Source organism: Streptomyces sp. NPDC050388, from assembly GCF_040655635.1.
In the GTDB taxonomy this organism is placed as follows: domain Bacteria; phylum Actinomycetota; class Actinomycetes; order Streptomycetales; family Streptomycetaceae; genus Streptomyces.
In genome coordinates this window covers 19,014-43,330 of sequence record NZ_JBFAKH010000045.1, presented here as the reverse complement: position 1 = coordinate 43,330, position 24,317 = coordinate 19,014, and the positions used below count along the sequence as shown (strand labels likewise).

Annotated in this window: 25 protein-coding genes and 1 pseudogene; 15 read left to right on the top strand and 11 right to left on the bottom strand. The window is 71.6% G+C overall.

Annotated elements, in window-relative coordinates:
* Window positions 1-79: 79 nt before the first annotated feature.
* The 7 genes from AB0I73_RS24715 to AB0I73_RS24685 form a co-directional block, all read right to left on the bottom strand.
* Window positions 80-367, bottom strand: coding sequence for a DUF1416 domain-containing protein (locus AB0I73_RS24715; protein WP_006139129.1), 288 nt, complete (start codon window positions 365-367; stop codon window positions 80-82).
* Between the two features lie 50 nt (window positions 368-417).
* Entirely contained in the window at window positions 418-1,263 is an 846-nt protein-coding gene (locus tag AB0I73_RS24710; protein ID WP_202279703.1) for a sulfurtransferase, read from the bottom strand.
* Window positions 1,264-1,413: 150 nt separating this feature from the next.
* Window positions 1,414-1,521: an Ms5788A family Cys-rich leader peptide gene (locus AB0I73_RS24705; RefSeq protein WP_350849312.1), complete on the bottom strand. Its 108-nt coding sequence runs from the start codon at window positions 1,519-1,521 to the stop codon at window positions 1,414-1,416.
* Window positions 1,522-1,752: 231 nt separating this feature from the next.
* Window positions 1,753-2,493, bottom strand: a complete 741-nt coding sequence (locus tag AB0I73_RS24700; protein ID WP_363040726.1) for a DUF2993 domain-containing protein — start codon at window positions 2,491-2,493, stop codon at window positions 1,753-1,755.
* A 163-nt stretch (window positions 2,494-2,656) separates the two neighbouring features.
* Complete coding sequence (locus AB0I73_RS24695) at window positions 2,657-3,862, bottom strand: hypothetical protein (protein WP_363040724.1); 1,206 nt, start codon at window positions 3,860-3,862, stop codon at window positions 2,657-2,659.
* 3 nt (window positions 3,863-3,865) lie between these two features.
* Complete coding sequence (locus tag AB0I73_RS24690; RefSeq protein WP_363040722.1) at window positions 3,866-4,120, bottom strand: MoaD/ThiS family protein; 255 nt, start codon at window positions 4,118-4,120, stop codon at window positions 3,866-3,868.
* Between the two features lie 41 nt (window positions 4,121-4,161).
* Window positions 4,162-5,043 carry an alpha/beta fold hydrolase gene (locus AB0I73_RS24685; protein ID WP_363040720.1) on the bottom strand — a complete coding sequence of 294 codons (882 nt, stop codon included), beginning with the start codon at window positions 5,041-5,043 and terminating at the stop codon, window positions 4,162-4,164.
* Between the two features lie 324 nt (window positions 5,044-5,367).
* Between AB0I73_RS24685 and AB0I73_RS24680 the strand changes: the two genes are divergently transcribed.
* From AB0I73_RS24680 to AB0I73_RS24655, 6 genes are all read left to right on the top strand, one after another.
* The gene (locus AB0I73_RS24680) at window positions 5,368-6,147 is read left to right on the top strand and encodes a response regulator transcription factor (RefSeq protein ID WP_363040718.1); all 780 of its coding nucleotides are present in this window, start codon (window positions 5,368-5,370) and stop codon (window positions 6,145-6,147) included.
* A 117-nt stretch (window positions 6,148-6,264) separates the two neighbouring features.
* Window positions 6,265-7,287: a LacI family DNA-binding transcriptional regulator gene (locus tag AB0I73_RS24675; RefSeq protein ID WP_363040716.1), complete on the top strand. Its 1,023-nt coding sequence runs from the start codon at window positions 6,265-6,267 to the stop codon at window positions 7,285-7,287.
* A 153-nt stretch (window positions 7,288-7,440) separates the two neighbouring features.
* Complete coding sequence (locus tag AB0I73_RS24670) at window positions 7,441-8,460, top strand: trypsin-like peptidase domain-containing protein (RefSeq protein ID WP_363040714.1); 1,020 nt, start codon at window positions 7,441-7,443, stop codon at window positions 8,458-8,460.
* A 69-nt stretch (window positions 8,461-8,529) separates the two neighbouring features.
* Window positions 8,530-8,724, top strand: a complete 195-nt coding sequence (locus AB0I73_RS24665; protein WP_363040712.1) for a hypothetical protein — start codon at window positions 8,530-8,532, stop codon at window positions 8,722-8,724.
* Between the two features lie 150 nt (window positions 8,725-8,874).
* Complete coding sequence (locus AB0I73_RS24660) at window positions 8,875-9,615, top strand: response regulator transcription factor (protein ID WP_363040710.1); 741 nt, start codon at window positions 8,875-8,877, stop codon at window positions 9,613-9,615.
* On the top strand, window positions 9,612-11,066 hold the full coding sequence (locus AB0I73_RS24655) for a HAMP domain-containing sensor histidine kinase (RefSeq protein ID WP_363040708.1): 1,455 nt from the start codon (window positions 9,612-9,614) through the stop codon (window positions 11,064-11,066). Before AB0I73_RS24660 ends, AB0I73_RS24655 begins: the two co-directional genes overlap by 4 nt.
* A gap of 214 nt (window positions 11,067-11,280) precedes the next feature.
* Here AB0I73_RS24655 and AB0I73_RS24650 read toward each other — a convergent pair whose 3' ends face one another.
* From AB0I73_RS24650 to AB0I73_RS24640, 3 genes are all read right to left on the bottom strand, one after another.
* On the bottom strand, window positions 11,281-12,204 hold the full coding sequence (locus AB0I73_RS24650; RefSeq protein ID WP_363040706.1) for an immunity 49 family protein: 924 nt from the start codon (window positions 12,202-12,204) through the stop codon (window positions 11,281-11,283).
* Window positions 12,205-12,468: 264 nt separating this feature from the next.
* On the bottom strand, window positions 12,469-12,675 hold the full coding sequence (locus tag AB0I73_RS24645) for a DUF397 domain-containing protein (RefSeq protein ID WP_363040704.1): 207 nt from the start codon (window positions 12,673-12,675) through the stop codon (window positions 12,469-12,471).
* A complete protein-coding gene (locus AB0I73_RS24640) occupies window positions 12,672-13,499 on the bottom strand; it encodes a helix-turn-helix transcriptional regulator (RefSeq protein ID WP_363040702.1) in 828 nt (275 codons plus the stop codon). The genes AB0I73_RS24645 and AB0I73_RS24640 overlap by 4 nt, the downstream gene beginning before the upstream one ends.
* A 138-nt stretch (window positions 13,500-13,637) precedes the next feature.
* Here AB0I73_RS24640 and AB0I73_RS24635 point away from each other — a divergent pair.
* From AB0I73_RS24635 to AB0I73_RS24620, 4 genes and pseudogenes are all read left to right on the top strand, one after another.
* A pseudogene (locus tag AB0I73_RS24635) lies at window positions 13,638-13,901 on the top strand (hypothetical protein); the annotation flags it as partial.
* A 123-nt stretch (window positions 13,902-14,024) separates the two neighbouring features.
* Complete coding sequence (locus tag AB0I73_RS24630; RefSeq protein WP_363040762.1) at window positions 14,025-14,351, top strand: DUF6247 family protein; 327 nt, start codon at window positions 14,025-14,027, stop codon at window positions 14,349-14,351.
* The gene (locus AB0I73_RS24625) at window positions 14,348-14,587 is read left to right on the top strand and encodes a hypothetical protein (RefSeq protein WP_363040700.1); all 240 of its coding nucleotides are present in this window, start codon (window positions 14,348-14,350) and stop codon (window positions 14,585-14,587) included. The genes AB0I73_RS24630 and AB0I73_RS24625 overlap by 4 nt, the downstream gene beginning before the upstream one ends.
* 30 nt (window positions 14,588-14,617) lie before the next feature.
* On the top strand, window positions 14,618-14,818 hold the full coding sequence (locus tag AB0I73_RS24620) for a DUF1737 domain-containing protein (RefSeq protein WP_363040698.1): 201 nt from the start codon (window positions 14,618-14,620) through the stop codon (window positions 14,816-14,818).
* 232 nt (window positions 14,819-15,050) lie between these two features.
* Here AB0I73_RS24620 and AB0I73_RS24615 read toward each other — a convergent pair whose 3' ends face one another.
* Window positions 15,051-16,907, bottom strand: a complete 1,857-nt coding sequence (locus AB0I73_RS24615) for a bifunctional metallophosphatase/5'-nucleotidase (protein WP_363040696.1) — start codon at window positions 16,905-16,907, stop codon at window positions 15,051-15,053.
* A gap of 270 nt (window positions 16,908-17,177) precedes the next feature.
* Here AB0I73_RS24615 and mshD point away from each other — a divergent pair, with 270 nt between their 5' ends.
* The 5 genes from mshD to pstS all read left to right on the top strand — a co-directional run bounded on the left by mshD (window position 17,178) and on the right by pstS (window position 24,275).
* The gene (gene mshD / locus AB0I73_RS24610) at window positions 17,178-18,128 is read left to right on the top strand and encodes a mycothiol synthase (protein WP_363040694.1); all 951 of its coding nucleotides are present in this window, start codon (window positions 17,178-17,180) and stop codon (window positions 18,126-18,128) included.
* 721 nt (window positions 18,129-18,849) lie between these two features.
* Window positions 18,850-21,087: an RNA degradosome polyphosphate kinase gene (locus AB0I73_RS24605; RefSeq protein WP_363040692.1), complete on the top strand. Its 2,238-nt coding sequence runs from the start codon at window positions 18,850-18,852 to the stop codon at window positions 21,085-21,087.
* Window positions 21,068-22,297, top strand: a complete 1,230-nt coding sequence (locus AB0I73_RS24600) for a CHAD domain-containing protein (RefSeq protein ID WP_363040690.1) — start codon at window positions 21,068-21,070, stop codon at window positions 22,295-22,297. The genes AB0I73_RS24605 and AB0I73_RS24600 overlap by 20 nt, the downstream gene beginning before the upstream one ends.
* 11 nt (window positions 22,298-22,308) lie before the next feature.
* Window positions 22,309-22,773 carry an NUDIX hydrolase gene (locus tag AB0I73_RS24595; protein WP_363040688.1) on the top strand — a complete coding sequence of 155 codons (465 nt, stop codon included), beginning with the start codon at window positions 22,309-22,311 and terminating at the stop codon, window positions 22,771-22,773.
* Window positions 22,774-23,147: 374 nt separating this feature from the next.
* Window positions 23,148-24,275 (top strand): phosphate ABC transporter substrate-binding protein PstS, encoded by a 1,128-nt coding sequence (gene pstS / locus AB0I73_RS24590; RefSeq protein ID WP_363040686.1) that lies wholly within the window; start codon window positions 23,148-23,150, stop codon window positions 24,273-24,275.
* The last annotated feature ends 42 nt before the right edge of the window (window positions 24,276-24,317 follow it).

Below are 24,317 nucleotides of genomic sequence, written 5' to 3'. Positions count from 1 at the left end.
GCCGCCTCCCGGCGTCCGGCCCGGGGAGGCGGCCCTTCGGTCGTCACTGGTCCCGCGGACGGATCCGCGGGACGAGCCCTCACACCGCGATGGCGACCTCGGCCAGCCCGCCCTGCTGGGCGACGACCGTGCGGTCGGCGCTGCCGCCGGGCACCAGGGCACGGACGGTCCAGGTGCCCTCGGCCGCGTAGAAGCGGAACTGTCCGGTGGCGGAGGTCGGGACCTCGGCCGTGAACTCGCCGGTCGAGTCCAGCAGACGGACGTAGCCCGTCACCGGCTCGCCGTCACGGGTCACCTGACCCTGGATGGTGGTCTCGCCGGGCTTGATCGTCGAAGCGTCCGGGCCACCGGCCTTCGCACCGCACATGGCGTACTCCTGAAGTGGTCTAGTGGTCTGGAAAGGTCGGTCGGTAGGGCTTACTTGCCGTCGCCGAGCTCGATCGGCACACCGACGAGGGAGCCGTACTCGGTCCAGGAGCCGTCGTAGTTCTTGACGTTCTCCACGCCCAGCAGCTCGTGCAGCACGAACCAGGACAGCGCGGAGCGCTCACCGATGCGGCACAGGGCGATGGTGTCCTTCGACAGGTCGATCTGCTCGTCCTCGTAGAGCTTCTTGAGCTCCTCGTCGGACTTGAAGGTGCCGTCGTCGTTGGCGTTCTTGGACCACGGGATGTTGCGGGAGCTCGGCACGTGGCCGGGGCGCTGCGACTGCTCCTGCGGCAGGTGGGCCGGCGCGAGCAGCTTGCCGCTGAACTCGTCGGGCGAACGCACGTCGACGATGTTCTGCACGCCGATGGCGTCCACGACCTCGTCGCGGAAGGCGCGGATGGACAGGTCCTGCGGCTTGGCCCGGTACTCGGTCTTCGCCCGCTCCGGCACCTCGTCGCCGGCGACCAGCTCGCGGGCGTCCAGCTCCCACTTCTTGCGGCCGCCGTCGAGGAGCTTGACGTTCTCGTGGCCGTACAGCTTGAAGTACCAGTAGGCGTACGCGGCGAACCAGTTGTTGTTGCCGCCGTAGAGGACGACCGTGTGGTCGTTGGAGATGCCCTTCTCCGACAGGAGCTTCTCGAAGCCCGCCTGGTCGACGAAGTCACGGCGGACCGGGTCCTGGAGGTCCTTGGTCCAGTCGATCCGGATGGCGTTCTTGATGTGGTTCTTCTCGTAGGCGGTGGTGTCCTCGTCCACCTCGACGATGGCGATCGTCGGGTCGTCCAGGTGCTCCTGGACCCAGTCGGCGTCGACCAGTACGTCGTTGCGGCTCATGTTCTGTCTCCTCCGGGGCAGTTGCGGCGGGGCGTGCGGGCAGAGAGGCTGCGCGCCCCTGTGGGGCCGGCGCACGGACGCCCCTCAGGGGGCGAGGCGGGAAAGCGGGAAACCGGGAAACCGGGAAAACACGGACGGCGATGCGACCGCTCAGAAGGGTCGACAGAGCATGGCGGCGACGCGGCACAGGTCGACTGCCCGCCGCTTCGTGAGATCCGCTTGTCCTCGCGCTCGGAGGACGCTCGTCTGACACTGCATGCCGTCGATCGTAGGGAGGGCAGGGCGGACATGTCACCGATGTGTCACATGTTGATATGGAATTGTCCGCTACATGAGACAGCCGTGCTGCCGGGCCCGCACCCCGCACGCCCCGGGCGGGGCCGCGTGCGTCGTCACATCTGCTCTACGGACGCCTTCGTCTCGCCTGGCGGACGCCCGAGGTCCTCGGGGATCCGTCGGGGATCCCCCGGAGGGCCCGCCGCTCGCTCCCTACCCGGCCAGGCGGACGTCGGAACCCTTCACGGTGATGTGGACGCCGCCCCCCGCCGCCTCGACCTTGTCCAGCTTGATGCCGCCGGGCAGGCCGTTGATCTTCTGCTCGAAGTCGGTGATCGCCCGCACCCGCGTCTCGGCGATCTCGACGCCGCCGAACTTCGGCAGCCCGTCCGCCCGCACCCGCACGGTGTCGCCGTCCACGACCGTCACGGAGCTGAGCACGGAGACCGGCTCGGGCAGCTTGGTGCCCAGGACGGTGGCCTCCACCGTCACCTTGATCTTCCCGTTGCCGCCGTCGGAGAGGCCGACGACGCCGGCGGTGACACCGGGGGCCACCTGCGTGGAGTCGGACTTGGCGGTCTTGAGCAGCTCGTCGTAGGCGACGGTCGCGGTGCCGGTCGCGGCGGCGGCGGTGGCGGAGCTGAAGTCGCTGGAGAACTCGACGCCCTCCATGTCGGCGCGCAGGTCGGCGATGCGGATGTTCTTCGCGCCGTCGCCGGTGGTGGCCTCGTAGCCCTCGATGCCGATCTGCACCTCGTCGAGGGTGCCGCCGGCGACCTGGGTGAGGAAGGGGAAACCGTTGATGGACACGTCGGGAGTGGCGGCGAGGTTCTCCGCCGACTTGAGCCGGTCGGCCACCTCGCCCTCCGCGAAGTTGACCGCGACCCGGTCCACGATCACGAAGATGCCGCCCAGAATCACGACGACGACCAGCAGTATTCGCAGTGCGCGCATGCGGTTGGTTCCCCCACCTAGGTGCTTTCGACGGCAGTCCCCCACGGACGGCCGGGCAGCCGTCCTGCGCGAGGGTAACCCGCACGGTCGGGGAAACCCCGGGATTGTCGATCACCTGTGACAGGGGCCGCAGCTCCGCCGGTCGTCCGTGCCGTCAGTGCCGTCAGCCGGCGACGCGCCCCAGTACGTACACCGCCGGTGCCGCCGCGGCCAGCGGCAGGGCCACCCCGGCCGTGAAGTGGACGAACCGGGACGGGTAGTCGTAGCTCGCGACGCGGTGCCCGATCAGGGCGCACACCGCCGCGCCCGCACCGATCAGCGCGCCCGAGGCGCCGAACCCCGTCATCCCGCCGACCGCCGCGCCCGCACCCGCCGCCACGAGCAGCGCGACCACGACGGACGCCGGCGTCGGCAACGGCAGCGCACGCGCCACGACCGCCGCCGCCAGCGCGACCCCGCCGACCGTCACCGCGTCGGCGTCGGCCGCCAGGTGTCCGCTCGCCACGATCGCCAGAGCCGACGCGGCCACCGTCGCCGTCAGGCCGTACATCCGCTCGTCGGGGTCGGCGTGCGAGCGCAGCTGCAGCACCAGCGACAGCACCACCCACACCCCCAGCGTGCCGAGGACGGCCGACGGTGAGCGGTCGGAGGCCAGCAGCGCCACGTCGGCGACCAGCGCCCCGAGGAAGCCCAGGGCGATGCCCTGCCGCGCGGGCCACATCCCGTTCAGCCGGAACCACCCCGCGGCGGTGAGCCCCTGGAGGGCCACCAGCGGTACGAGCAGGGCGTACGTACCCAGCGCCGCCCCGCCGGCGAGCAGCAGCCCCAGCAGCGCGGTGAGCGCCGCCGGCTGCATGCCGGGCTCGATGATCGGCGAGCGCCCCTCCGCGCGGGCGCGCTGCGCGTCCGTGACCCGGGTGTTGCCGGCGAGGGTGGCGGGCCCGTACTCGGGACCGTCAGCGGGAGCGGAGGGTGCGGGCGGGGGTGTGGGTGCGGCACCGGTGGCGGGGACGGTGCCCCCCGGGGCCCCGTGGGCCGGGGCCGCGCCGTACCCGGCGGGCACGGCGGGCCCGGCGTGCCCCTGCGGGGGCGGCGGGGTCTGCGGCAGGTACGACGTCTCCTCCGCCGGGGTCGCCGCCGGGACCGGCGGCTGCATCTGCGTCTCCCACGTCTGTCCCTGCCACTGCTGCGTGTACTGCAGGGCGGCGTGCGGGTCCTCCTGGCCCGGCTGCCCCCCGGGCCACGCCTGCGGCTCGGGCTGCCGGGGTTGCTGATACTGCTGGTTCTGTTGGGGCTGGGGCCACCCGTAGGGGTCGTGGCCCCGCTGTCCCTCGTGCCCGTCGTAGCCCTGATACGGCTGGTTGGTCATCGCTCACCCTCCTGCGAACGGCGGGAGCACCTCGACCGTGCCGCCCTCGGCCAGCCGTACCGTCTCATGTTCGCGGGTGCCCACGGGATCACCGTCGACGAGGAAGGAGCACCGCCGCAGGACGCGCGTGAGTTCGCCGGGGTGCCGCTCGCGCGCCGCGTCGAGCGCCTCGGCGAGCGTGGCCGCCTCGAGCGTCTCCTCGGCCACCCCGGCCGCGGCCTTGGCGGCGGCCCAGTACCGCACCGTGACCTTTGCCATCTGCTGGTTCCTCAATCGGGTTGACGGTGAACACGGTCAGGCTAGCCCGCCCGGGCCACCACCCAGTCCCCGATCCGGTGCAACAGCCCGTCGGACGCCGCGTTCTCCGCGTGCCCCATGCCCGGCTCCACCCACAGTTCCCCGTGCTCGCCGGCCGCGGCCGCCAGCATGCGCGGATGGTCGAGCGGGAAGTAGCCGTCGCGGTCGCCGTGCACGACCAGCAGCGGCGTCGGCGCGAGGCGCGGCACCGCCTCGACGGGGGACAGCGGAACGGGGTCCCAGTCCCGGCGGTGGATCCGCGTCCGCAGCCCGTACCGGCCCACCAGCCGCCCCGAGGGCCGGGTCACCAGCCAGTGCAGCCGCCGCATGGGAGCCGTCCCCCGGTAGAACCACCGGGCGGGCCCGCTGACGGACACCACGGCGTCCGGACCGCCCGCACCACCGGCACCACCCGCGTCGAGCGCCGCGTGCCGCAGCACCACCGAGCCGCCCATCGAGAACCCGACCGTCGCCACGCGCGTGTGCCCCAGTTCCCGCGCCCACGACACCGCCGCCGCCAGATCCAGCACCTCGCGGTCCCCCACCGTGGACCGCCCGCCCGAGGCCCCGTGCCCACGGAAGGAGAACGTCACGACCGCCCCGTGCCGCGCGAAAGCCCGCGCCGCCCTGCGCACGTGCGGCCGGTCCGCGTGCCCCGTGAACCCGTGCGCGATCACGAACACCGGATCACGGGAGGGTGGGCGGAAGCCGTTGTTCCCGGCCGCCGCCGACACTGCGGCGGATTCGTACACGGAATCGATCCGCACTCCGTCCGCGGTACGCAGAAACGTCCGCAAAGACGTACCACCACGTGTTGCGCCGTGCGTCTCGGAATTCGGACGAATGGCGGAACGTGCCACATGACCTGCCGGACCGGTGCTCATGTCGGCTATTCTGCGGGGGAGAGGACTCGGGCAGCGAAGCCCCCGGGTCCTTTTGTGCTTTCGGAAGCGTTGTGCACGACGCGGGAAACCGCCGGTGTACGGGCCGTCGAACGCACGAAGCAAGCCGCAGACTCCCCCACTGCCCCGACGGCGTGGGAGGTACCCCACCGCAGGGACCGAGGAGGAACCAGACGTTATGGGCGAGCGAACCGTGCACGACCGCATGACGACCCGGAAGTGGGCAGCACCCGCGCCGGACCGGGAGCCCGACAGCCGGCTCCGCGAGCTCGGCTCCCGGCGCCGAGATCTCGAGGGAGGGGTGCGATGAGTTCACTGCTCCTGCTGACCAACGCCCTCCAGCCCTCGGCGGAGGTGCTCCCCGCCCTCGGCCTGCTGCTCCACAACGTGCGCGTGGCCCCGGCCCAGGGTCCCGCCCTGGTCGACACCCCCGGCGCCGACGTCATCCTCGTCGACGGCCGGCGCGACCTCCCGCAGGTCCGCAGCCTCTGCCAGCTGCTGCGCTCCACCGGCCCCGGTTGCCCCCTCGTCCTCGTGGTGACCGAGGGCGGCCTCGCCGCCGTCACCGCGGACTGGGGCATCGACGACGTCCTCCTCGACACCGCCGGACCGGCGGAGGTGGAGGCCCGGCTGCGGCTCGCCATGGGCCGGCTGCAGATCACCGGCGACGACTCCCCCATGGAGATCCGCAGCGGCGACCTGTCCGTCGACGAGGCGACCTACAGCGCCAAGCTGAAAGGGCGCGTCCTCGACCTCACCTTCAAGGAGTTCGAGCTGCTGAAGTACCTCGCCCAGCATCCCGGCCGGGTGTTCACCCGCGCCCAGCTGCTGCAGGAGGTCTGGGGCTACGACTACTTCGGCGGCACCCGCACGGTCGACGTCCACGTACGGAGACTGCGGGCCAAGCTCGGACCCGAGCACGAGTCGCTGATCGGCACCGTCCGGAACGTGGGTTACCGATTCGTTACGCCGGAGAAGGGCGAGCGGGCCAAGGAGGGCAAGGCCGAGGCCGCCGACCGGCGAAAGGCGGCGGATACGGACGAGAAGGCCCTCCGGGGAACCACGGAGTCACGGACGCAGGCGTGAGATGTCGCGCGCGTTCGCGGGCACGCGCCGCTTCCCCGCTGTTTCCCGCTGTTCTCCGCTGTTCACGGGCTCCTTCTTGCTCTGCCAGGACCGGTTATATCCGCGTAGACTCCGCGCGTGGCCAAGGTGACAAGGGATGACGTGGCGCGGCTGGCGGGTACCTCCACCGCCGTCGTCAGTTATGTCATCAACAACGGACCCCGGCCGGTCGCCCCGGCCACGCGCGAGCGCGTACTCGCCGCGATCAAGGAGCTGGGGTACCGGCCCGACCGGGTCGCCCAGGCGATGGCGTCGCGGCGCACGGACCTGATAGGCCTGATCGTCCCGGACGCGCGCCAGCCCTTCTTCGGGGAGATGGCGCACGCGGTCGAACAGGCCGCGGCCGAGCGCGGGAAGATGGTGCTCGTCGGGAACTCCGACTACATCGGCGAGCGCGAGGTCCACTACCTGCGGGCGTTCCTGGGGATGCGCGTCTCCGGGCTGATCCTGGTCAGCCACGCGCTCAACGACCTCGCCGCCGCGGAGATAGACGCCTGGGACGCCCGGGTCGTCCTGCTGCACGAACGCCCCGAGGCCATCGACGACGTCGCCGTCGTCACCGACGACCTCGGCGGCGCCCAGCTCGCCGTCCGCCACCTGCTGGAACACGGCTACGCGTACGTGGCCTGTGTCGGCGGCACCGCGGAGACCCCCGCCGTCGGCGACCCGGTCTCCGACCACGTCGAGGGCTGGCGACGGGCGATGAAGGAGGCCGGCATCCCGACCGAGGGCCGTCTCTTCGAGGCCCCGTACAACCGCTACGACGCCTATCGCGTCGGTCTCGACATCCTCTCCGGGCCGAACCGCCCGCCCGCGATCTTCTGCTCCACCGACGACCAGGCGATCGGCGTGCTGCGCGCGGCCCGCGAGCTGCGCATCGACGTGCCCGGCGAGCTCGCGGTCGTCGGGTTCGACGACATCAAGGAGGCGGCGCTCACCGATCCGCCGATGACCACGGTCGCCTCCGACCGTTCGGCGATGGCCCGCGCGGCGGTCGACCTCGTCCTCGACGACGGGCTGCGGGTGGTCGGCTCGCAGCGCGAGCGGCTGAAGGTCTTCCCGTCCGGACTGGTGGTCCGCCGCTCCTGCGGCTGCGCGTAGCGGTCAGACCGCCGGCCGGACCACTGTCCGGGCCGACGACCGGGCTGCCGACCGGGCCGCCGAGGGTGTCTTTATATCGGGCATACGATGTTCTGTCGGACTTCTCAGGGGGCACTCAGGGTGCTCTCATGGTCGGACGGGAGGTTCGTTGACATGACCGAATCCTTTCGCCGCGGCGGCGAGCACGAGAACCCGCACGCGAGCGGCCCGCAGCACCCCTCCTCCTCGGTGAACCCCGGGTGGCCGCCCCCGCCGGCGTTCGCGCCGGGGCATTCGGCCACCGGTCCCGCCGGGCCCCGCCGGAAGCGGAACCGGGGCCCGGCCGCCCTGCTCGCCACCGTGGCGATCGTGGCGGCGGCCGTGGGCGGCGCCACCGCCTACGGCATCCAGGAGCTGACCGGCAACGGCATCGTCACCTCGTCGAGCGCGAGCAGCGCCCCAGCGGTGCCGACCGGTCAGAAGGGCACGGTCTCCGGCGTCGCCAAGACGGTCAGCCCGAGCATCGTCGAGATCAACGCCACCTCCAACGCCGGATCGTCCACCGGCTCCGGTGTGATCATCACCAAGGACGGCGAGATCATCACCAACAACCACGTCGTCGCCGGTGCCTCCTCGATCAAGGTGCGGACCAGCGACGGCACGACGTACACCGCGGACCTCGTCGGCACGGAGAGCTCGAAGGACCTCGCTCTGATCAGGCTGAACGACGCCTCGGGCCTGAAACCGGCCGCCCTCGGCGACTCCGACCGCGTACAGGTCGGCGACGGGGTCGTGGCGATCGGCTCCCCCGAGGGCCTGACCGGCACCGTCACCAGCGGCATCGTCTCGGCGCTCAACCGGGACGTGACCGTCTCCACCGACGGAAACCAGAGTCAGCAACAGCAGGGCGGCTGGCCCTTCGGGTTCGGCGGGCAGCAGTTCAACGGCGACACCGGCGGGTCCACGACGACGTACAAGGCGATCCAGACCGACGCGTCCCTGAACCCCGGGAACTCCGGCGGCGCGCTGATCGACATGAACGGCGCCGTCATCGGCATCAACTCCGCGATGTACGCGCCGAGCGGCAGCGGCTCCTCCTCGTCCGACGCCGGCAGCGTGGGCCTGGGCTTCGCCATCCCGGTCAACACGGTCAAGGCGGACCTCCCGGCCCTGCGGTCCGGCGCCATGAACTGACGACGCCGCGAACCGCCGCCTCACCCGGTACGCACCGATCCGATTCGGTTCCCACCCGAGGAGCCCGACATGATCGCACAGGCCAAGCAGATCAAGCAGGTCACCCACGAGGTCCCCGGCGCCGACCCGGCCGGTCTCGCCCTCGCACTGGAGGTCGCGGCCGAGCTGCCCGCCCCGGTGCGGCGGGCCCCGGAGGTCGCCCCGGCCACGACCCGCCGCAGGACCGCCAACGGGCACGGACACCGCCGCACCGCGCGCGGCTGATCCGCGGCGCCCGCGCCCCGGGCACTCGTGCGAGCCTGGGATCCTGAGAGCTCGAGTTCCCCACCGCGCGTTCCCCCTCCAGGCCAGCAGACCAGCAGCCCGACACACCACCGGCCCGACACCCCGGCAGACCAGAGGATCCCCGACCCCATGAGCCCCGCAGACGGCGACCGTGACCGCGACCCCCAGCGCATCCTGATCGTCGACGACGAGCCGGCGGTGCGCGAAGCGCTCCAGCGCAGCCTGGCCTTCGAGGGATACGGCACCGAGGTCGCCGTCGACGGTGCGGACGCCCTGGCGAAGGCCGCGGCCCACCGACCCGACCTGGTCGTCCTCGACATCCAGATGCCCCGGATGGACGGCCTGACCGCCGCCCGCCGCATCCGGGCCACCGGCGACACCACACCCATCCTGATGCTGACCGCCCGGGACACGGTCGGCGACCGGGTGACCGGGCTGGACGCCGGGGCGGACGACTACCTGGTCAAGCCGTTCGAGCTGGACGAGCTGTTCGCCCGTATCCGCGCGCTGCTGCGCCGCAGCTCGTACGCGGCGGCCGTGGCCGGCGCCGCGGAGGAGAACGACGTCCTGGCCTTCGCCGACCTGCGCATGGACCTGGCGACCCGCGAGGTGACGCGGGGCACGCGACGGGTGGAGCTGACCCGTACGGAGTTCACGCTGCTGGAGATGTTCATGGCGCACCCGCGCCAGGTGCTCACGCGTGAGCAGATCCTGAAGGCGGTCTGGGGCTTCGACTTCGAGCCCTCGTCGAACTCCCTCGACGTGTACGTCATGTACCTGCGCCGCAAGACCGAGGCGGGCGGCGAACCGCGCCTGGTGCACACGGTGCGGGGCGTCGGCTACGCCCTGCGGCAGGACGGCGCGGAGTGACGGCTCTGGCCCGCCGGTTCCGCGCGCTGCCCATCCGGGCGCGGCTGTCGCTGCTGGTGGCGGCGGCGGTGGCGTTCGCGGTGGCGGCGGTGTCGGTGACGTGCTGGTTCATCGTGCAGGGGAAGCTGTACGCGGAACTCGACGACGACCTGCAGTCGTCGGTCGTCGTGTTGGACAAGAACCAGCTCGACAGAATCGTCGACACCTGTAGCCAGACACCTTCATGGACGGACGCCATCGGCCCGCAGAGCGGGAGTTACGGCCAGTTGGTGAGAACGGACGGCACCGTTTGCCTGCTGCCTTTCGCCTCGGCCCCGGTCAAGGTCACCGGCGGTGACAAGGACGTGGCGAAGCACCCGGACCCCGACTCCGCACGGTTCCGCAACGGCGTCGACAGCAACGGTGACCAGGTACGCGTGCTGACCACCGCGGTCACCGTCAAGATCCCCCTGGGCCGGGGCACGGCCAATGACTACGCCTATGTCGCCGCCGTTCCCCTCGACAGCACCCAGTCGACGCTCAACGACCTCGCGCTGATACTGCTCCTCGTCTCCGGCGTCGGAGTGCTCGGCGCGGCCGCGGCGGGGCTCGCGGTCGCCCGCGCCGGTCTGCGTCCCGTCGACAAGCTCACCGAGGCCGTGGAGCACGTGGCGCGCACCGAGGACCTGGGCGTCCGCATCCCCGTGGAGGACGACTCCGAGGACGAGGTCGCCCGCCTCTCCCGCTCCTTCAACTCGATGACGTCCGCCCTGGCCAGCTCCCGCGACCTGCAGCAGCAGCTCATCGCGGACGCCGGCCACGAGCTGCGCACCCCGCTCACCTCCCTCCGTACCAACATCGAACTCCTCACCCGCAGCGAGGAGACGGGCCGCCCCCTGCCCGTCGAGGACCGGAAGGCCCTGCTCGCCTCGGTCAAGGCGCAGATGACGGAACTGGCGGAGCTCATCGGCGACCTGCAGGAGCTGTCCCGGCCGGACACCGGCCAGCACGGGGGCCGTGCGCAGATCGTCGCCTGGCAGGACGTCGTGGAGTCGGCGCTGCGCCGCGCCCGGCTGCGCGGCCCGGAGCTGACCATCACGGCGGACCTCCGGCCCTGGTACGTACGCGCGGAGCCCTCCGCGCTGGAGCGGGCCATGGTCAACATCCTGGACAACGCGGTGAAGTTCAGCCCGGAGGGCACCACGATCGACGTACGGCTCACCGACGGCGTCCTCACCGTCCGCGACCACGGCCCCGGCATCGCCGCCGACGAACTCCCCCACGTCTTCGACCGGTTCTGGCGCTCCCCCACCGCCCGCGCCCTCCCCGGCTCGGGCCTCGGCCTGTCCATCGTGGCCCGCACGGTCCAGCAGGCGGGCGGCGAGGTCACCCTGACCCGCGCGGACGGCGGCGGCACGACCGCCACGATCCGCCTCCCCGGCGCCCCCACCCCACCACCCGAGGTGCCGTGACGGGACAAGGCCGCGAGCCGGGCGGTCACGGCTTCGCGGGGCCCTCTTCCCGCTCCGCCGGGCTCAGCTGCCGCGAGAGTTCGCGGGACAGGCCCCACGCGTCGGCGTCCGTATCGCGCACCCTGGACGACAGCCGTGCAAGCGGGACAAGCGAGCCGGCCGGCGGTCGAAGTCCCACCCGGAACCCCCGCCCGAACGGGGCCGGGACGCTGATTCACCTACTGACCGACGGAGCGCCTTCCGGGGCTTTGAGCAAGGCGGGCGGCAGGTAGGCGGATCGGACGCGCAAGTCCCAGCCGTGTACCTGGACTGCCAGTGCGGCCAGGGCGATGGTCTTCTGCGGAAGCAGGCTGCGGAGCGCCGCATCGGGCGGTGCGCTCTCCCGGTGCTGGGCCAGACGATGCGCCAGAGCCTGTTCGAAGGCTGACTGGTTGTCCTCCAGGAGCACGCGCAGCAGTCGCTGATCCGGCGTCAGGGTGCCGAGGGCATTCAGCCGGAGCGCTGCATCGAGGCGTTCGTCGACCTCCGGCATGCGCAACGTCACCGACGGCCGGTCCCGGGGCAGGTGCCCGCGATCCTGGGCCAGATAGCAGGCGAGGGTGTCCATCTCCGCCAGTTCCGCCGGGTCCGACTTCGACTCCAGCTTCGAGTACGGCACTCCGTCCTGGATCGTGGACGCGTGCTCACGCAGCAGGAGCCCGATGACACGGTCCTGTTCCCACACCATGCCGCTCATCAGGCACAACGCAAAGGCATCCAGCCAGTCCCTCGCGGTGGAGGCGTGCTCCACCGCGGCCTCGAAGTCCGTGTCCTCACTGCTGATGCTCTCGCCGATCAGGGGAAAGAGGATTTCCTGGTCACCGTTGGGATAACAGCCGAGCTCCAGGAACCCCAGGGCGCACTCCGCCGCAGTGCTCAGGACGCTGCTGAGCGAGGCGCCGCCGAGCCGGGGGTCCACCACCGTGCGGGCGGCGAGGTGATCGAGAAGGTCGTCGCGCATGGCCTGCAACTCCGTGTCGGAGTAGCAGTCGTACTGCATCGTGTGCCAGCGGCGCCTGGTCCGCCACTCGATGTCTTCCAGTGCCTGCTCGACACCCCGCTCACTCACGCCATGCCGAGCCACATCCTTGATCGTCATGCGTTTCATCCTGGCAGCCACCACTGACACCGCAGGCCCCCGGCCTCTCCCCGTGCGCGAGGCTCGGGCCTCTGTCAGGAACGTCGCCCACGCGTCGGAGCCGAAGGCGAACACTGTGCCGTCCGCGCCTCGCTGCCGCGGGCCGGGACGAGGCCGGTGCTCCTCCAGTACCGCGTGGAAACCGTGAGCACATCGGCCTCTGCTGTCCCCATGTCACTCATCTGAGCGCTTGAGTGACATTCGGCCGCCAAGTGCTCACGGTTTTCAGCAGGTGGGTGCCTTGACCTCCGCCAGGAAGGGCGCCCACGAGGCCGAGCCGAAGACGAGCACCGGGCCGTTCGGAGCCTTGCTGTCACGGACCGGGACGAGGCCGGTGCAGCCGTGGGCGACCTCGACGCAGTTGTTGTCTCCCCCGTCGCTGTGACTCGACTTGCGCCAGACGGCGATGCTGAGGTCGGGAGTCTGCTTCATGATCGGTGCTCCTCCAGTACGTCCCGGATGAACGTCAGCGAGTCCGACGGGGTCAGCGCCAGATCCCGCAGCCGATCGTAGGACAAACGGTGGCGCAGAACGTCCCCCGGATCGTCCATCAGCAAGCCTCCGCTGTCACCTTCCGTGTAGGCCACAGCGCTTCCGTCCTTCTGCCACAGCAGGGTCAGTGAACCTCTCCCCATGAGGTCGTGGATCCCGGCCGAGAACGGCAGCACCTGGACAACGACAGTGGGCCACTGCGCGATCGTTTCGATGTGCCTCAACTGACCCGCCCACGTCTCCGGGCCGCCTGCGGGACGGCGGAAGGCGAGTTCGTCGATGACGAAGCGGACACTCGGGGCCGGACTCTTGCTCAGCAGAAGTTGTCGGCCCAGACGGGCGGCCACCTGTTCCTCAACGGCCTCGCGCTCCTCATCCGTTGCCCGGGGCCCGGACAACACCTCCCTGGCGAAGTCTTCGGTCTGCACCAGACCGGGCACACTCGGCGTGTACTTGTGCATGACCCGCGCCGTCGTCTCCAGCCGCATGAACTCCTTGTACTTGTCCTTGAAGGCGTCGATCCGCGCCAGCTTCCAGAGGCTGACCAGCAGGTCGCCCGACCCGTAGTACCCGTCGAGATCCTCCATGACCGTCACCTTGGACAGTCGCTCGCCCGACTCCAGGCGGCACAGGTAGCTCTTGTCGTACCCGGACCCGTCGGCCAGTTGCCCCAGGGACCTGCCCTCCTTCTCCCGCAGGAACCGGAGCGTCCGCCCCAGCACCGCGCGCCCCGACTCCGCTCGCGTGTCCGTCTCTTCGGCCATGACACCCCTGCCCGTTGTCCGGAATGACGGACAACGCCGCCCCTCTTCCGCAGCGCACGTGCGATCAGTGACGATCGAGACACAAACGGTGATCACCGTCGGCCGACGCTTCGAAAGAGCACCGGCATGAGAGAACGCATGAACCGCACCCCACTCCGCCTCCTCCCCTGGACCACCCCCGACGGCAAACCCTGCTACCTGAGCACCGACAGGGACGACAGCCGGCTCTCCCTGCTCGCCGACGGCATCGAGGCGGCACAGTTGGACTCGGGTGAGCAGGTGCTCGCGGGTGCCAGGGCCGTGCTCGGCGACCCGGAGGCCGGGGAGCGGGCGGTGCGCTTCGCGCTCACCAGGGCGACGGAGTCCCTGGACGACGTCCTGCGGGTCGCGGTCAGCCGGGGGGGAACGCATCGGGGCGGGTGGTGGCAGGTGACACACCCAACCAGCCCCGTCCGGTATCTCCCGCGTTCTACCGTGGACCTCCGGCCCCCACGTCACACCCCGGCCGGAGATGAGGAGCCGACCATGGCCCACGAGGTGGATCCGAACTCCTGCGAAAGGACACCCGAAGCGATCCGAGCGGCCCTGCAACGGCGCCGGGACTGGTTGCAGGCCTTCGAGCAGGAGTGGCTGAGCGCCGCCGCCGACTTCGACCAGTCGGCGCTCGACGCCGTGATCGACAAGTGGTTCCCCTTCGCCTGCGCCTGCGCCACCCCGGGCTACCTCGACGACGTCGAACAGACCGTCAAGCGCATGACGGAGGAGGACACCGACGGCCTCGTGTTCCGCGACGCGCAGGGCCACGGCTATGACGCGGACGGCCGGCCCGTCGAAGCGGGCGGGCGCCGGTGAGCGCGTACTCCATCCGGTACGTGGACCGCGCGGCGGTGCGGAAGGCCGCGTTACCGGACGCCCAGCGGACCTCGCTCGAGAACCTCGAGAAGCTGCTCACCCTCAACCCGTTCGGTCCGCCGGCGCTCAGCAACCGCGACAACAGCTGGTCCGCGGGCTTCCAGGGCGGTTTCGTCACCTACGTCGTGTCCAACCGCCACGTCGTCATCAACGTCATCGACCTCGTGGCCCTCTGACACCGAGGACGCGTGTGACACGCTGGGATCATGGAGACACCCCCGAACGGCCTGCCTGTCTACCGCGTGCTGACCGGTCCTGACGACGTGGCGTTCTGCCGTCGTGTGAGCGAGGCCCTGGCGATGGGTTACCGACTCCACGAAGGGCCGTCGGTCACGTTCGACGGCGACCGGGTGATCGTCGCGCAGGCGGTCGTGTGGCCCGGAGCGGGAGACACCGCCGCGACGTGACGGGCACGCGCCGGGCGTGCGCACGGTCGGCCCGGCCGGGCGTCGTCCTCATCCGATCGAGTGAGCCGGAGCCGTTTCCCCGGTCAGCCGTACCGCCGCGCCTACCGTGATCGGAGAGGCGATCACCGGCCCCGAGCGGACCTGACCCGGAACGGGACGGAGGGGCCCGGCACCCAGGGGCCTCGTACGGCCTGCCGGGTGTGCCGGACCCCTCTCAAGGGCTGTCCGCCGACTACTGCACGACCGTGATGCGGTCCGCCGCAGGCGGGGTGAGCGGGGTCGTGGGGGAGGAGTTGGCCGTCAGGTACTGCTCCAGGGCCGTCAGGTCGTCGTCGCCGACCAGGTCGGCCGTGCCCTCGCCGAGGGTCGGGAAGCCGTCGCCGCCGCCCGCGAGGAAGCTGTTCGTGGCGACGCGGTAGGTGGCGGCCGGGTCGATCGCGGAGCCGTTCAGCCTGATGGAGTCCGTGACCACCCGGTCCGCGCCGGTCCTGGTCAGGTCCAGGGTGTAGGTCAGGCCGGCGGAGATCTGGAGGATCTTCGGCGCCGCCCCGTTCGCGCCGCTCACCTGCTCCTTGAGAGCCTGGATCAGCTGCGCGCCGGTGAAGTCCTGGAGGTTGACCGTGTTGGCGAACGGCTGGACGGTGAAGCCCTCGGCGTAGGTGACCACGCCGTCGCCCTCGGCGGCGCTCGCCGCGTAGGTGAGGGGAGCGCGGATGCCGCCGGGGTTCATCAGGGCCAGGTCGGTCTCCGGGTCCAGCGTCCGGCCGTACGCCAGTTGGGCGTCGGCGATCAGGTCGCCGAGCGGGGACTCGACGGTGCCGTCCTTGACGATGTCACCGGAGATGTAGCCGATCGGGCGGTTGCCGATGGGGGCGGCGAGGGTGTTCCACTTGTCGATCAGCCGGGTCATGTCCGGCGCCTCCGGGACGTCCCGCGTCACCACGTGGTTCGCCGACTTCACGGCCGTACGGGCGATGTCACCCGTCGCACGGTCGTACGTCAGCGTCGTGTCCGTGTAGAGGCGGCCGAAGGACGCGGCCGAGGTGACCATGCGGGGCTTGCCCGCCGGGTCCGGGATCGTGCACACGTACGCCGCGTGGGTGTGACCGGTGACCAGCGCGTCCACCTGGGGCGAGACGTTCTTGGCGATGTCGGCGATCGGGCCGGAGATGCCGTCGCCGGCGCCCGGGGAGTCGCAGTCGTAGTTGTAGGAGGACGAGGCGGGGAAGCCGCCCTCGTGCACCAGGGCCACGATCGACTTCACGCCCTGGCGCTGGAGCTCCTCGGCGTACTTGTCGATCGTCTCGACCTCGTCCTTGAAGGACAGGCCCTTCACGCCCTCCGCCGAGACGATGTCGGGGGTGGCCTCCAGCGTCACGCCGATGAAACCGACCTTGACGCCCTTGTGCTTCCACACCCAGTACGGCTTCAGGACGGGCTTGCCCGTCTTCTCGTTCAGGACGTTGGCCGCCAGGTACGGGAAGTCGGCGCCCTTGAACTTCTTGTCCGTGTAGCAGCCCTCGACGGGGTGGCAGCCGCCGTTCTGCAGGCGGCCCAACTCCTTGGCGCCCTCGTCGAACTCGTGGTTGCCGACGGAGGTGACGTCCAGGTCGAGCTTGTTCAGCGCCTCGATCGTGGGCTCGTCGTGGAAGAGGCCGGAGATGAGGGGGGAGGCGCCCACCATGTCGCCACCGGCCGCGGTGACGGAGTAGCGGTTGCCCTTACGGGCCTCGCGCAGGTGGGTGGCGAGGTACTCCACGCCGCCCGCGTCGACGGTCGTCGTCGTACCGTCCGGGTGCAGTTCGGTGACCCGGCCCGAGGAACCCGTCGGGGGCTCCAGGTTGCCGTGCAGGTCGTTGAAGGACAGCAGCTGCACGTCCTGGTAGCGGCCCGGGTGGCCCTGGTGGTGGCCGTGCCCGTGCGACGTGCCGCCCCTGCCCTCACCCGCGCTCGCCGCCTCCGCGGGCAGGGTGGCCGCGGCCAGCGCGCCGACGGTGAGCACACCGGCGGCGGTCACCAGGAGACGGTTCGTACGGCGTCTGCGGCGCGGACGGTACGTCAAAGACGTGGACGTGGGTGTGGCTGGCATGCGCCCCCCTGCGGGTCTGCGTGGGTCGGAGTCGGTCGGGGTCTGTCTACGCGGGACCGGGCCGGGCCCGCGTGAGGCGCGCGCCGACCACCCGGCGCAGCCTAAGGTCAACGCGCGTAGCGCGACAGGGGGTTCGTGGTTACATCCTGGTTATCTTTCGCGTTCCGGCACCGGTCGTGCCGTGCCCGGGTCCGGTCGTACCGTGCGGTCGGGGCCGCGTCCGATGCCGCCGCCGTCCGTTTTCGGCGCCCGCCGCTTACCCTCGTACGCATGACCAGCGACGACTTCGCACGGCCGGGCCGCACCCGCTCGCTCCAGACGCACACCGCGCTCTCCCCGAAGCAGGTCGAGGCGGTTCTCGCCCTGCTCGACGAGGCCGCCCGGACCGATGGCCAGCAGGCGGTGTCCGAGCAGGGGCGGTTGCAGCTGCGCGGCGGGGAACGGGCGGGCGTGACCCATCTGTTGCTCTCCCTCACCCGCGAGGGAAGCGAGGGCGAGGACGACGAACTCGTCGGGTACGCCCAACTGGAGGACACCGACCCGGTCGAGCCGCCGGCTGCCGAGCTGGTCGTGCACCCCTCTCACCGGGGGCAGGGGCACGGGCGGACGCTCGGGTCCGCGCTGCTCGCCGCCTCCGGCAAGCGGCTGCGGGTGTGGGCGCACGGCGGTCACTCCGCGGCCCGCCATCTCGCCCAGGTCCTCGGTCTCACCCTCTTCCGCGAACTGCGGCAGATGCGGCGGCCGTTGGCCGGACTGGAGCTGCCCGATCCGGTGCTGCCGGAGGGCGTGACGGTGCGGGCCTTCGTCCCCGGACAGGACGACGCCGCCTGGCTCGCGCTGAACGCCGCCGCCTTCGCCCACCACCCCGAGCAGGGCGCCCTCACCCAGCGCGACCTGGACGACCGCAAGGCCGAGCCCTGGTTCGACCCCGAGGGCTTCTTCCTCGCCGAGCGGGACGGCCGGCTCGTCGGCTTCCACTGGACCAAGGCGCACCGGGCGGAGGGGCTCGGTGAGGTGTACGTCCTCGGCGTGAGCCCGCAGGCCCAGGGCGGCGGCCTCGGCAAGTCCCTGACGACGATCGGCCTGCGGTACCTGGCGGGGCAGGGGCTGCCCACCGCGATGCTGTACGTCGACGCCGACAACAAGGCGGCCGTGGCCGTCTACGAACGGCTGGGCTTCCTCACCCACGAGACGGACCTGATGTACCGGACGGAGACCTGACGGACCTGACGGACGGGACAGACGGAAGGGACCGGGGGACCGGGAAGGCCGGACTCGCGACCTGCGTACCGGCTCCGCCCCGCACACCGTCCAGGCCGCCGCGGCCGCGCACAGCAGGATCGTCCGGCGGTCGCGGTCGGCCGCTGTCGCTGCGGCGGACGGCGGACGCGGCGCCGGCCAGGGCCGGGGTCGCCGCCGCCTCGAGGGTGACGCCGCCGACCGGGAGCCGTACGGCGGGACGAGCAGCGGTGCGGCCGCGTCCACCGCGGAACCGCCGCCGGCGCGACGAGGACCAGGCGCAGGGCGTGCCGGACGACGCCCCCGGCTCCGGCCCGCCGTCTTCGCCGAGGGTCCGGATCCAGCCCCCGGCGCGAGCCCGCTCGGAGCGGGCGCATACGGTCGGCGGAGGGCCCGGGAGCCGACCCGGGGCGGGCGACACCGTCACCCCGGTGCGGGGCACATGATCGACATGGGGGCACACCGCCGGGAATGCGCGGTTCGCACCCCGGACGCGCTCCCCGCGAGCCGCCTCCCGATATCCCGCACGTCATGTCTCCGTAACCGCTGATTCAGACAGTCTTGCGACGCTCAGCGAATGAATCCCGCCGCCTCAGAGCCGCCGCCGCCCCGGAGGGGCGACTGGGACGTCCCAGGGGCACCACCCGTCCCACCCGCGCTTTCCGACGCGCCCGTGAGGCTGCCGGCGCGGAACAATGGATCCATGAGCCAGCCGAACGCCGACACAAAGGCACAGGTACAGCACGCGCAGCCCTCCGTGGGCTCCATCGCCGCACACCGGCCGCCCACCGTGGCCGGTACGGTCTCCGACCTGGCACCCGACATCGACGCGGATCTCGACGCCTACGAGGAGTCGCAGACGGGCGGCGAACCGCTGCCCCAGGGCCGGTTCCTCGACCGTGAGCGCAGCTGGCTCGCGTTCAACGAGCGGGTTCTCGAACTCGCCGAGGACCCCGCCACCCCGCTGCTCGAGCGGGCCAACTTCCTCGCGATCTTCGCCAGCAACCTGGACGAGTACTTCATGGTCCGGGTGGCCGGTCTGAAGCGCCGCATCGCCACCGGCGTCGCCGTCCGTTCGGCCTCCGGCCTCCAGCCGCGCGAGGTGCTGGAGATGATCTGGGGCCGCTCGCGCGAGCTGATGGCGCGGCACGCCGCCTGCTTCCACGAGGACGTCCTCCCCGCGCTGACGGACGCGGGCATCCACCTGGTCCGCTGGAGCGAGCTGACGGAGAAGGAGCAGGCCCGCCTGTTCACCCTCTTCCGGCACCAGATCTTCCCCGTGCTGACCCCCCTCGCGGTCGACCCGGCGCACCCCTTCCCGTACATATCGGGCCTGTCGCTGAACCTGGCCGTGGTCGTGCGCAACCCGGTCACCGGCCACAAGCACTTCGCCCGGGTCAAGGTGCCGCCGCTGCTGTCCCGCTTCCTGGAGAGCTCCCCGGGCCGCTACGTCCCCCTCGAGGACGTCATCGCCGCCCACCTGGAGGAGCTGTTCCCGGGCATGGAGGTGCTGCAGCACCACGCCTTCCGGCTCACCCGCAACGAGGACCTGGAGGTCGAGGAGGACGACGCGGAGAACCTGCTCCAGGCCCTGGAGAAGGAACTCATGCGGCGCCGCTTCGGGCCGCCGGTGCGCCTCGAGGTCGAGGAGTCCATCGACCGCGACGTCCTGGACCTGCTGGTGCGCGAGCTGAAGATCAGCGAGGCCGAGGTGTACCCGCTGCCGGGACCGCTCGACCTCACCGGCCTCTTCCGGATCCACCGCCTCGACCGGCCCGAGCTGAAGTACCGCGCGTTCATCGCAGGCACCCATCGCGACCTCGCCGAGGTCGAGTCGGCCTCGGCGCCCGACATCTTCGCCGCGCTCCGCAGCCGGGACGTGCTCCTGCACCACCCGTACGACTCGTTCTCCACGTCCGTGCAGGCCTTCCTGGAGCAGGCCGCCGCCGACCCGGACGTCCTCGCCATCAAGCAGACCCTGTACCGGACCTCCGGTGACTCCCCGATCGTCGACGCGCTGATCGAGGCCGCCGAGGCCGGCAAGCAGGTCCTCGTCCTGGTCGAGATCAAGGCCCGCTTCGACGAGCACGCCAACATCAACTGGGCGCGCAAGCTGGAGGAGGCCGGCTGCCACGTCGTCTACGGCCTGGTCGGTCTGAAGACCCACTGCAAGCTGTCCCTCGTGGTCCGCCAGGAGGGCGAAGCGCTGCGGCGTTACTGCCACGTCGGCACCGGCAACTACCACCCCAAGACGGCCCGGCTCTACGAGGACATCGGCCTGCTCACCGCCGACCCGCAGGTCGGCGCGGACCTCTCCGACCTGTTCAACCGCCTCTCCGGCTACTCCCGCCGCGAGACGTACCGGCGGCTGCTCGTCGCGCCCAAGTCCCTGCGCGACGGTCTGATCTCACGGATCGACAAGGAGGCCCAGCACCACCGGGCCGGTCGCCCCGCCTACGTCCGCATCAAGGTCAACTCGATGGTGGACGAGGCGGTCATCGACGCCCTCTACCGGGCGTCGCAGGCGGGGGTGCCGGTGGACGTGTGGGTGCGCGGGATCTGCGCGATCCGGCCGGACGTCGAGGGCCTGTCGGAGAACATCCGGGTCCGTTCCGTCCTCGGCCGCTTCCTCGAACACTCCCGTGTCTTCTGCTTCGGCAACGGCGGCGAGCCCGAGGTGTGGTTCGGCAGCGCGGACATGATGCACCGCAATCTGGACCGCCGTATCGAGGCCCTGGTCAGGGTCACCGACCCCGCCCACCGGGCGGCGCTGAACCGGCTGCTGGAGACCGGCATGTCCGACGCCACCTCGTCCTGGCACCTCGGCTCGGACGGAACGTGGACCCGACACGCGGTGGACGCGGACGGCCGACCCCTGCGGCACGTCCAGGAGATGCTCATTGACGCCCGGAGGCGCCGGCGTGGCACAGCAACACCTTGAACCGACGGATCCCGACCCCCTGCTCGGCCCGGTGACCGGCCCGGTGCCCGCGGGGGCCCTCGCCGGTTATCTGCGGGCCCAGGCCACCGAGTTCCTGCGCGCGCTGCGCCTCCACCGGGAGGCGGGGGCGGGCGCGGCGTCCTCGGGGGGTTCCGTCGAGGCGACGCTCGCGCTGCGCCGCTCGGCCCGCCGGATCAGCGGCAGCCTGCACACCTTCCAGGCAGTCCTGGACCCCGACTGGTCCGAGGCGATGCGCCCGGAACTGGCCTGGGTCTCCGGCACGCTGGCCCTGGAGCACGCCTGCTCGGCGCGCCTGGAGCGGCTGCTCCTAGCCCTGCACCGGCTGTCGGGCACGGTGTTCCCGGCCCAGGCGGGTACCGGGAGCGGAACCGGGGCGGCCCGGTCGTCCCCCTCGACCGCCGTCGCCACCGTCGCCGCCGGGGCGGGCGCGCGTACGGCGACCGCCTCCGGCCCCGCCGGGACGGCGGCCGCCACCGCGGTGTCCGAACGCGGCAAGCTCACCATGGGTGCCGCGAAGGCCGGTGCCCTGCTGGACCGGCAGCTCACCCTGGCCCGGACCCGGGCGCACTCCACGGCGTTGCAGGCCCTCGGCTCCTCCCGTTTCCACGCGGTCGCCGACAAGGTCGCCGTGCTGGCCAGCGAGGTTCCGCTGACCCCGGCCGCCGGCTCCGCCGACCTGCGCCCGCTGGCCGAGGCCGCGCGGGAGCGGCTCGTCGACGCCGTCGCCGCGCTGCCCCTGGTCACCGCGGGCAGCCCGTACAACGCGGAGGCTCTGATGCACGGGCTGTCGCCGGACCCGGCGCCGCATCCGCAGGACGTCCCCTGGCACCAGGTCCGCCTGCTGCTGCGCCTGCACCGGTACGCCCGCGAGGTCCTGTGCGCCGCCGTCCCGGCCCCCACCGGTACCGAAGACCCCACGGACCGCACCGACCTCATCGGAGGCACCGACGGCACCGCCCCGGCACCGCCCCCGAACGTCGGCCTCGTCGCCGCGGGCGAAGCCCTGGACCGGCACCGGGACGCCTCCGAGGCGTCGGCGGCCGCGGCGCACGCCGCCCGTACCCCGCGGATCGCCCCGGCCACGGCGTACGCGCTCGGCGTGCTCCACGCGGACCAGCGGCACGACGTGGAGGCGGCGCGGTACGCGTTCCAGCACTGCTGGCAGACGGACGTCGTCGGCTCGTTGTAGGGAGGCGCCCGGTGAGCCCGTCCGACAGCTCCCGCCGGCCCCCGGACCCGCGCCCGGCCGCCGTCACGCTCACCGTCCAGGCGGCCGGCTGTGTCCTGTGGCGCCGCTCCCCCGTCAGGGGGACGCTCGAACTGTGTCTCGTGCACCGTCCCAAGTACGACGACTGGTCCTGGCCCAAGGGCAAGCTGAAGCGCGGCGAGGACCCGCTCGCCGGGGCGCTGCGCGAGGTCGCGGAGGAAACGGGCCACTGGGCGGTGCCGGTCGCGGAGCTCCCGTCGGCGCACTACGTGGCGAACGGCCGGCCGAAGCGGGTCCGGTACTGGGCCGCCGAGGCCGTCTCCGGCACGTTCACCCCCAACGACGAGGTGGACCGCATCCTCTGGCTCCCCCCGCACATGGCCCGCCGCCGGCTCACCACGCCGAGGGACGCGGACCTGGTGGACGCCCTGCTCGCCACCTTCCGCCCGGCCCGGTAGCGTCCGCCCGCCCCTGCGACAGCCCCTCTGTCACCACCCGCACCACCCGCATCACCCCCGGGCAACGCGCGGGCAGCCCTCCGGCCACGCCCGGACGACGACCCGGCCGCGGTCCCCCGACGCACGGGACTGCCCCGTTCCGGCCCGGTATCCACCCGTGTCCTGGGCGTGAGCTTTCCGTGACCTCACCGCACCGTCCTCAGGGGTTCACCTCTCGTTCATTTACGCCCATCGGCGCCGTCACCTCTTCTGCCTAATTTCGGCCTTACGCGATGCGAACCGCCCGCCGATCGGGCACCAGCGTCGCCCAGACTTCTGACTTCAGACTTCGCACGCCGCCGATTTCAGGACGGCGGCACCTGGAAGGAACTCAAGTGAAGCTTCAGCGCAAGAACCGGCGGGCCCTCGCTCTCGGCGCTCTCGCCGTCTCCGGCGCCCTGGCCCTCACGGCGTGCGGGTCGGACGACACCAGCGGCGGCAGCGCCAGCGGCGACTCCTCCGCCAGCGCGCCGACCGGCAACATCCAGTGCGACGACGCCAAGGGCCAGCTCCAGGCCTCCGGCTCCTCCGCGCAGAAGAACGCGATCGACGCCTGGGTCAAGAACTACACGGCCGCGTGCAAGGACGTGCAGATCAACTACCGTCCTGACGGTTCCGGCGCCGGCATCACCGCCTTCCTCCAGGGTCAGACCTCGTTCGCCGGCTCCGACTCGGCGCTCAAGCCGGAGGAGATCGAGGACTCCAAGAAGATCTGCACCGACGGCCAGGCCATCGACCTGCCGATGGTCGGCGGCCCGATCGCGATCGGCTACAACGTCCCGGGCGTCGACGAGCTCGTCCTGGACGCCGCGACCATCTCGGAGATCTTCGACAGCAAGATCACCAACTGGAACGACAAGAAGATCGCGAAGCTCAACCCCGACGCGAAGCTCCCCGACCTGAAGATCCAGGCGTTCCACCGCTCCGACGAGTCCGGCACCACGGACAACTTCACCAAGTACCTGAAGGCCGCCGCGCCGAAGGCCTGGCCCTACGAGCCGAGCAAGTCGTGGGAGGCCAAGGGCGGCCAGTCCGCCCAGGGCTCCTCCGGTGTGGCGCAGCAGGTGAAGCAGACCGAGGGTGCGATCTCGTACTTCGAGCTCTCCTACGCCAAGGACATCAACACCGTCGACGTGAAGACCGAGGCCGCCGAGCCGGTCAAGGCCACCATCGAGAACGCCACGGCCGCCATCGGCGCCGCCAAGGTCGTCGGCACCGGCAAGGACCTCGCGCTGGAGCTGGACTACACCCCCGAGGCCGAGGGTGCCTACCCGCTCGTCCTGGTGACCTACGAGATCGCCTGTGACAAGGGCAACAAGGCGGACACCCTGCCCGCCACGAAGTCCTTCCTGAACTACATGGCCTCCGAGGACGGTCAGGGCCTGCTGGCGGACGCCGGCTACGCCCCGATGCCCGAGGAGATCATCACCAAGGTTCGCGACACCATCTCGAACCTGAGCTGACCCCGAGTGCGGTCCGGCTCCCGACCAGGGGCCGGACCGCAC

What these genes read in the sequence shown, in the direction of transcription:
- AB0I73_RS24640 (WP_363040702.1), bottom strand. Translation starts at nt 13,499, where the DNA reads ATGGCCGAAGAGACGGACACGCGAGCGGAGTCGGGGCGCGCGGTGCTG.
- AB0I73_RS24605 (WP_363040692.1), top strand. Translation starts at nt 18,850, where the DNA reads ATGAGCCAGCCGAACGCCGACACAAAGGCACAGGTACAGCACGCGCAG.
- AB0I73_RS24705 (WP_350849312.1), bottom strand. Translation starts at nt 1,521, where the DNA reads ATGCAGTGTCAGACGAGCGTCCTCCGAGCGCGAGGACAAGCGGATCTC.
- AB0I73_RS24665 (WP_363040712.1), top strand. Translation starts at nt 8,530, where the DNA reads ATGATCGCACAGGCCAAGCAGATCAAGCAGGTCACCCACGAGGTCCCC.
- AB0I73_RS24615 (WP_363040696.1), bottom strand. Translation starts at nt 16,907, where the DNA reads ATGCCAGCCACACCCACGTCCACGTCTTTGACGTACCGTCCGCGCCGC.
- AB0I73_RS24645 (WP_363040704.1), bottom strand. Translation starts at nt 12,675, where the DNA reads ATGAAGCAGACTCCCGACCTCAGCATCGCCGTCTGGCGCAAGTCGAGT.
- AB0I73_RS24650 (WP_363040706.1), bottom strand. Translation starts at nt 12,204, where the DNA reads ATGACGATCAAGGATGTGGCTCGGCATGGCGTGAGTGAGCGGGGTGTC.
- AB0I73_RS24685 (WP_363040720.1), bottom strand. Translation starts at nt 5,043, where the DNA reads ATGAGCACCGGTCCGGCAGGTCATGTGGCACGTTCCGCCATTCGTCCG.
- AB0I73_RS24695 (WP_363040724.1), bottom strand. Translation starts at nt 3,862, where the DNA reads ATGACCAACCAGCCGTATCAGGGCTACGACGGGCACGAGGGACAGCGG.
- AB0I73_RS24715 (WP_006139129.1), bottom strand. Translation starts at nt 367, where the DNA reads ATGTGCGGTGCGAAGGCCGGTGGCCCGGACGCTTCGACGATCAAGCCC.
- AB0I73_RS24710 (WP_202279703.1), bottom strand. Translation starts at nt 1,263, where the DNA reads ATGAGCCGCAACGACGTACTGGTCGACGCCGACTGGGTCCAGGAGCAC.
- AB0I73_RS24660 (WP_363040710.1), top strand. Translation starts at nt 8,875, where the DNA reads ATGAGCCCCGCAGACGGCGACCGTGACCGCGACCCCCAGCGCATCCTG.
- AB0I73_RS24670 (WP_363040714.1), top strand. Translation starts at nt 7,441, where the DNA reads ATGACCGAATCCTTTCGCCGCGGCGGCGAGCACGAGAACCCGCACGCG.
- AB0I73_RS24620 (WP_363040698.1), top strand. Translation starts at nt 14,618, where the DNA reads ATGGAGACACCCCCGAACGGCCTGCCTGTCTACCGCGTGCTGACCGGT.
- AB0I73_RS24680 (WP_363040718.1), top strand. Translation starts at nt 5,368, where the DNA reads ATGAGTTCACTGCTCCTGCTGACCAACGCCCTCCAGCCCTCGGCGGAG.
- AB0I73_RS24700 (WP_363040726.1), bottom strand. Translation starts at nt 2,493, where the DNA reads ATGCGCGCACTGCGAATACTGCTGGTCGTCGTCGTGATTCTGGGCGGC.
- mshD (WP_363040694.1), top strand. Translation starts at nt 17,178, where the DNA reads ATGACCAGCGACGACTTCGCACGGCCGGGCCGCACCCGCTCGCTCCAG.
- AB0I73_RS24630 (WP_363040762.1), top strand. Translation starts at nt 14,025, where the DNA reads ATGGCCCACGAGGTGGATCCGAACTCCTGCGAAAGGACACCCGAAGCG.
- AB0I73_RS24690 (WP_363040722.1), bottom strand. Translation starts at nt 4,120, where the DNA reads ATGGCAAAGGTCACGGTGCGGTACTGGGCCGCCGCCAAGGCCGCGGCC.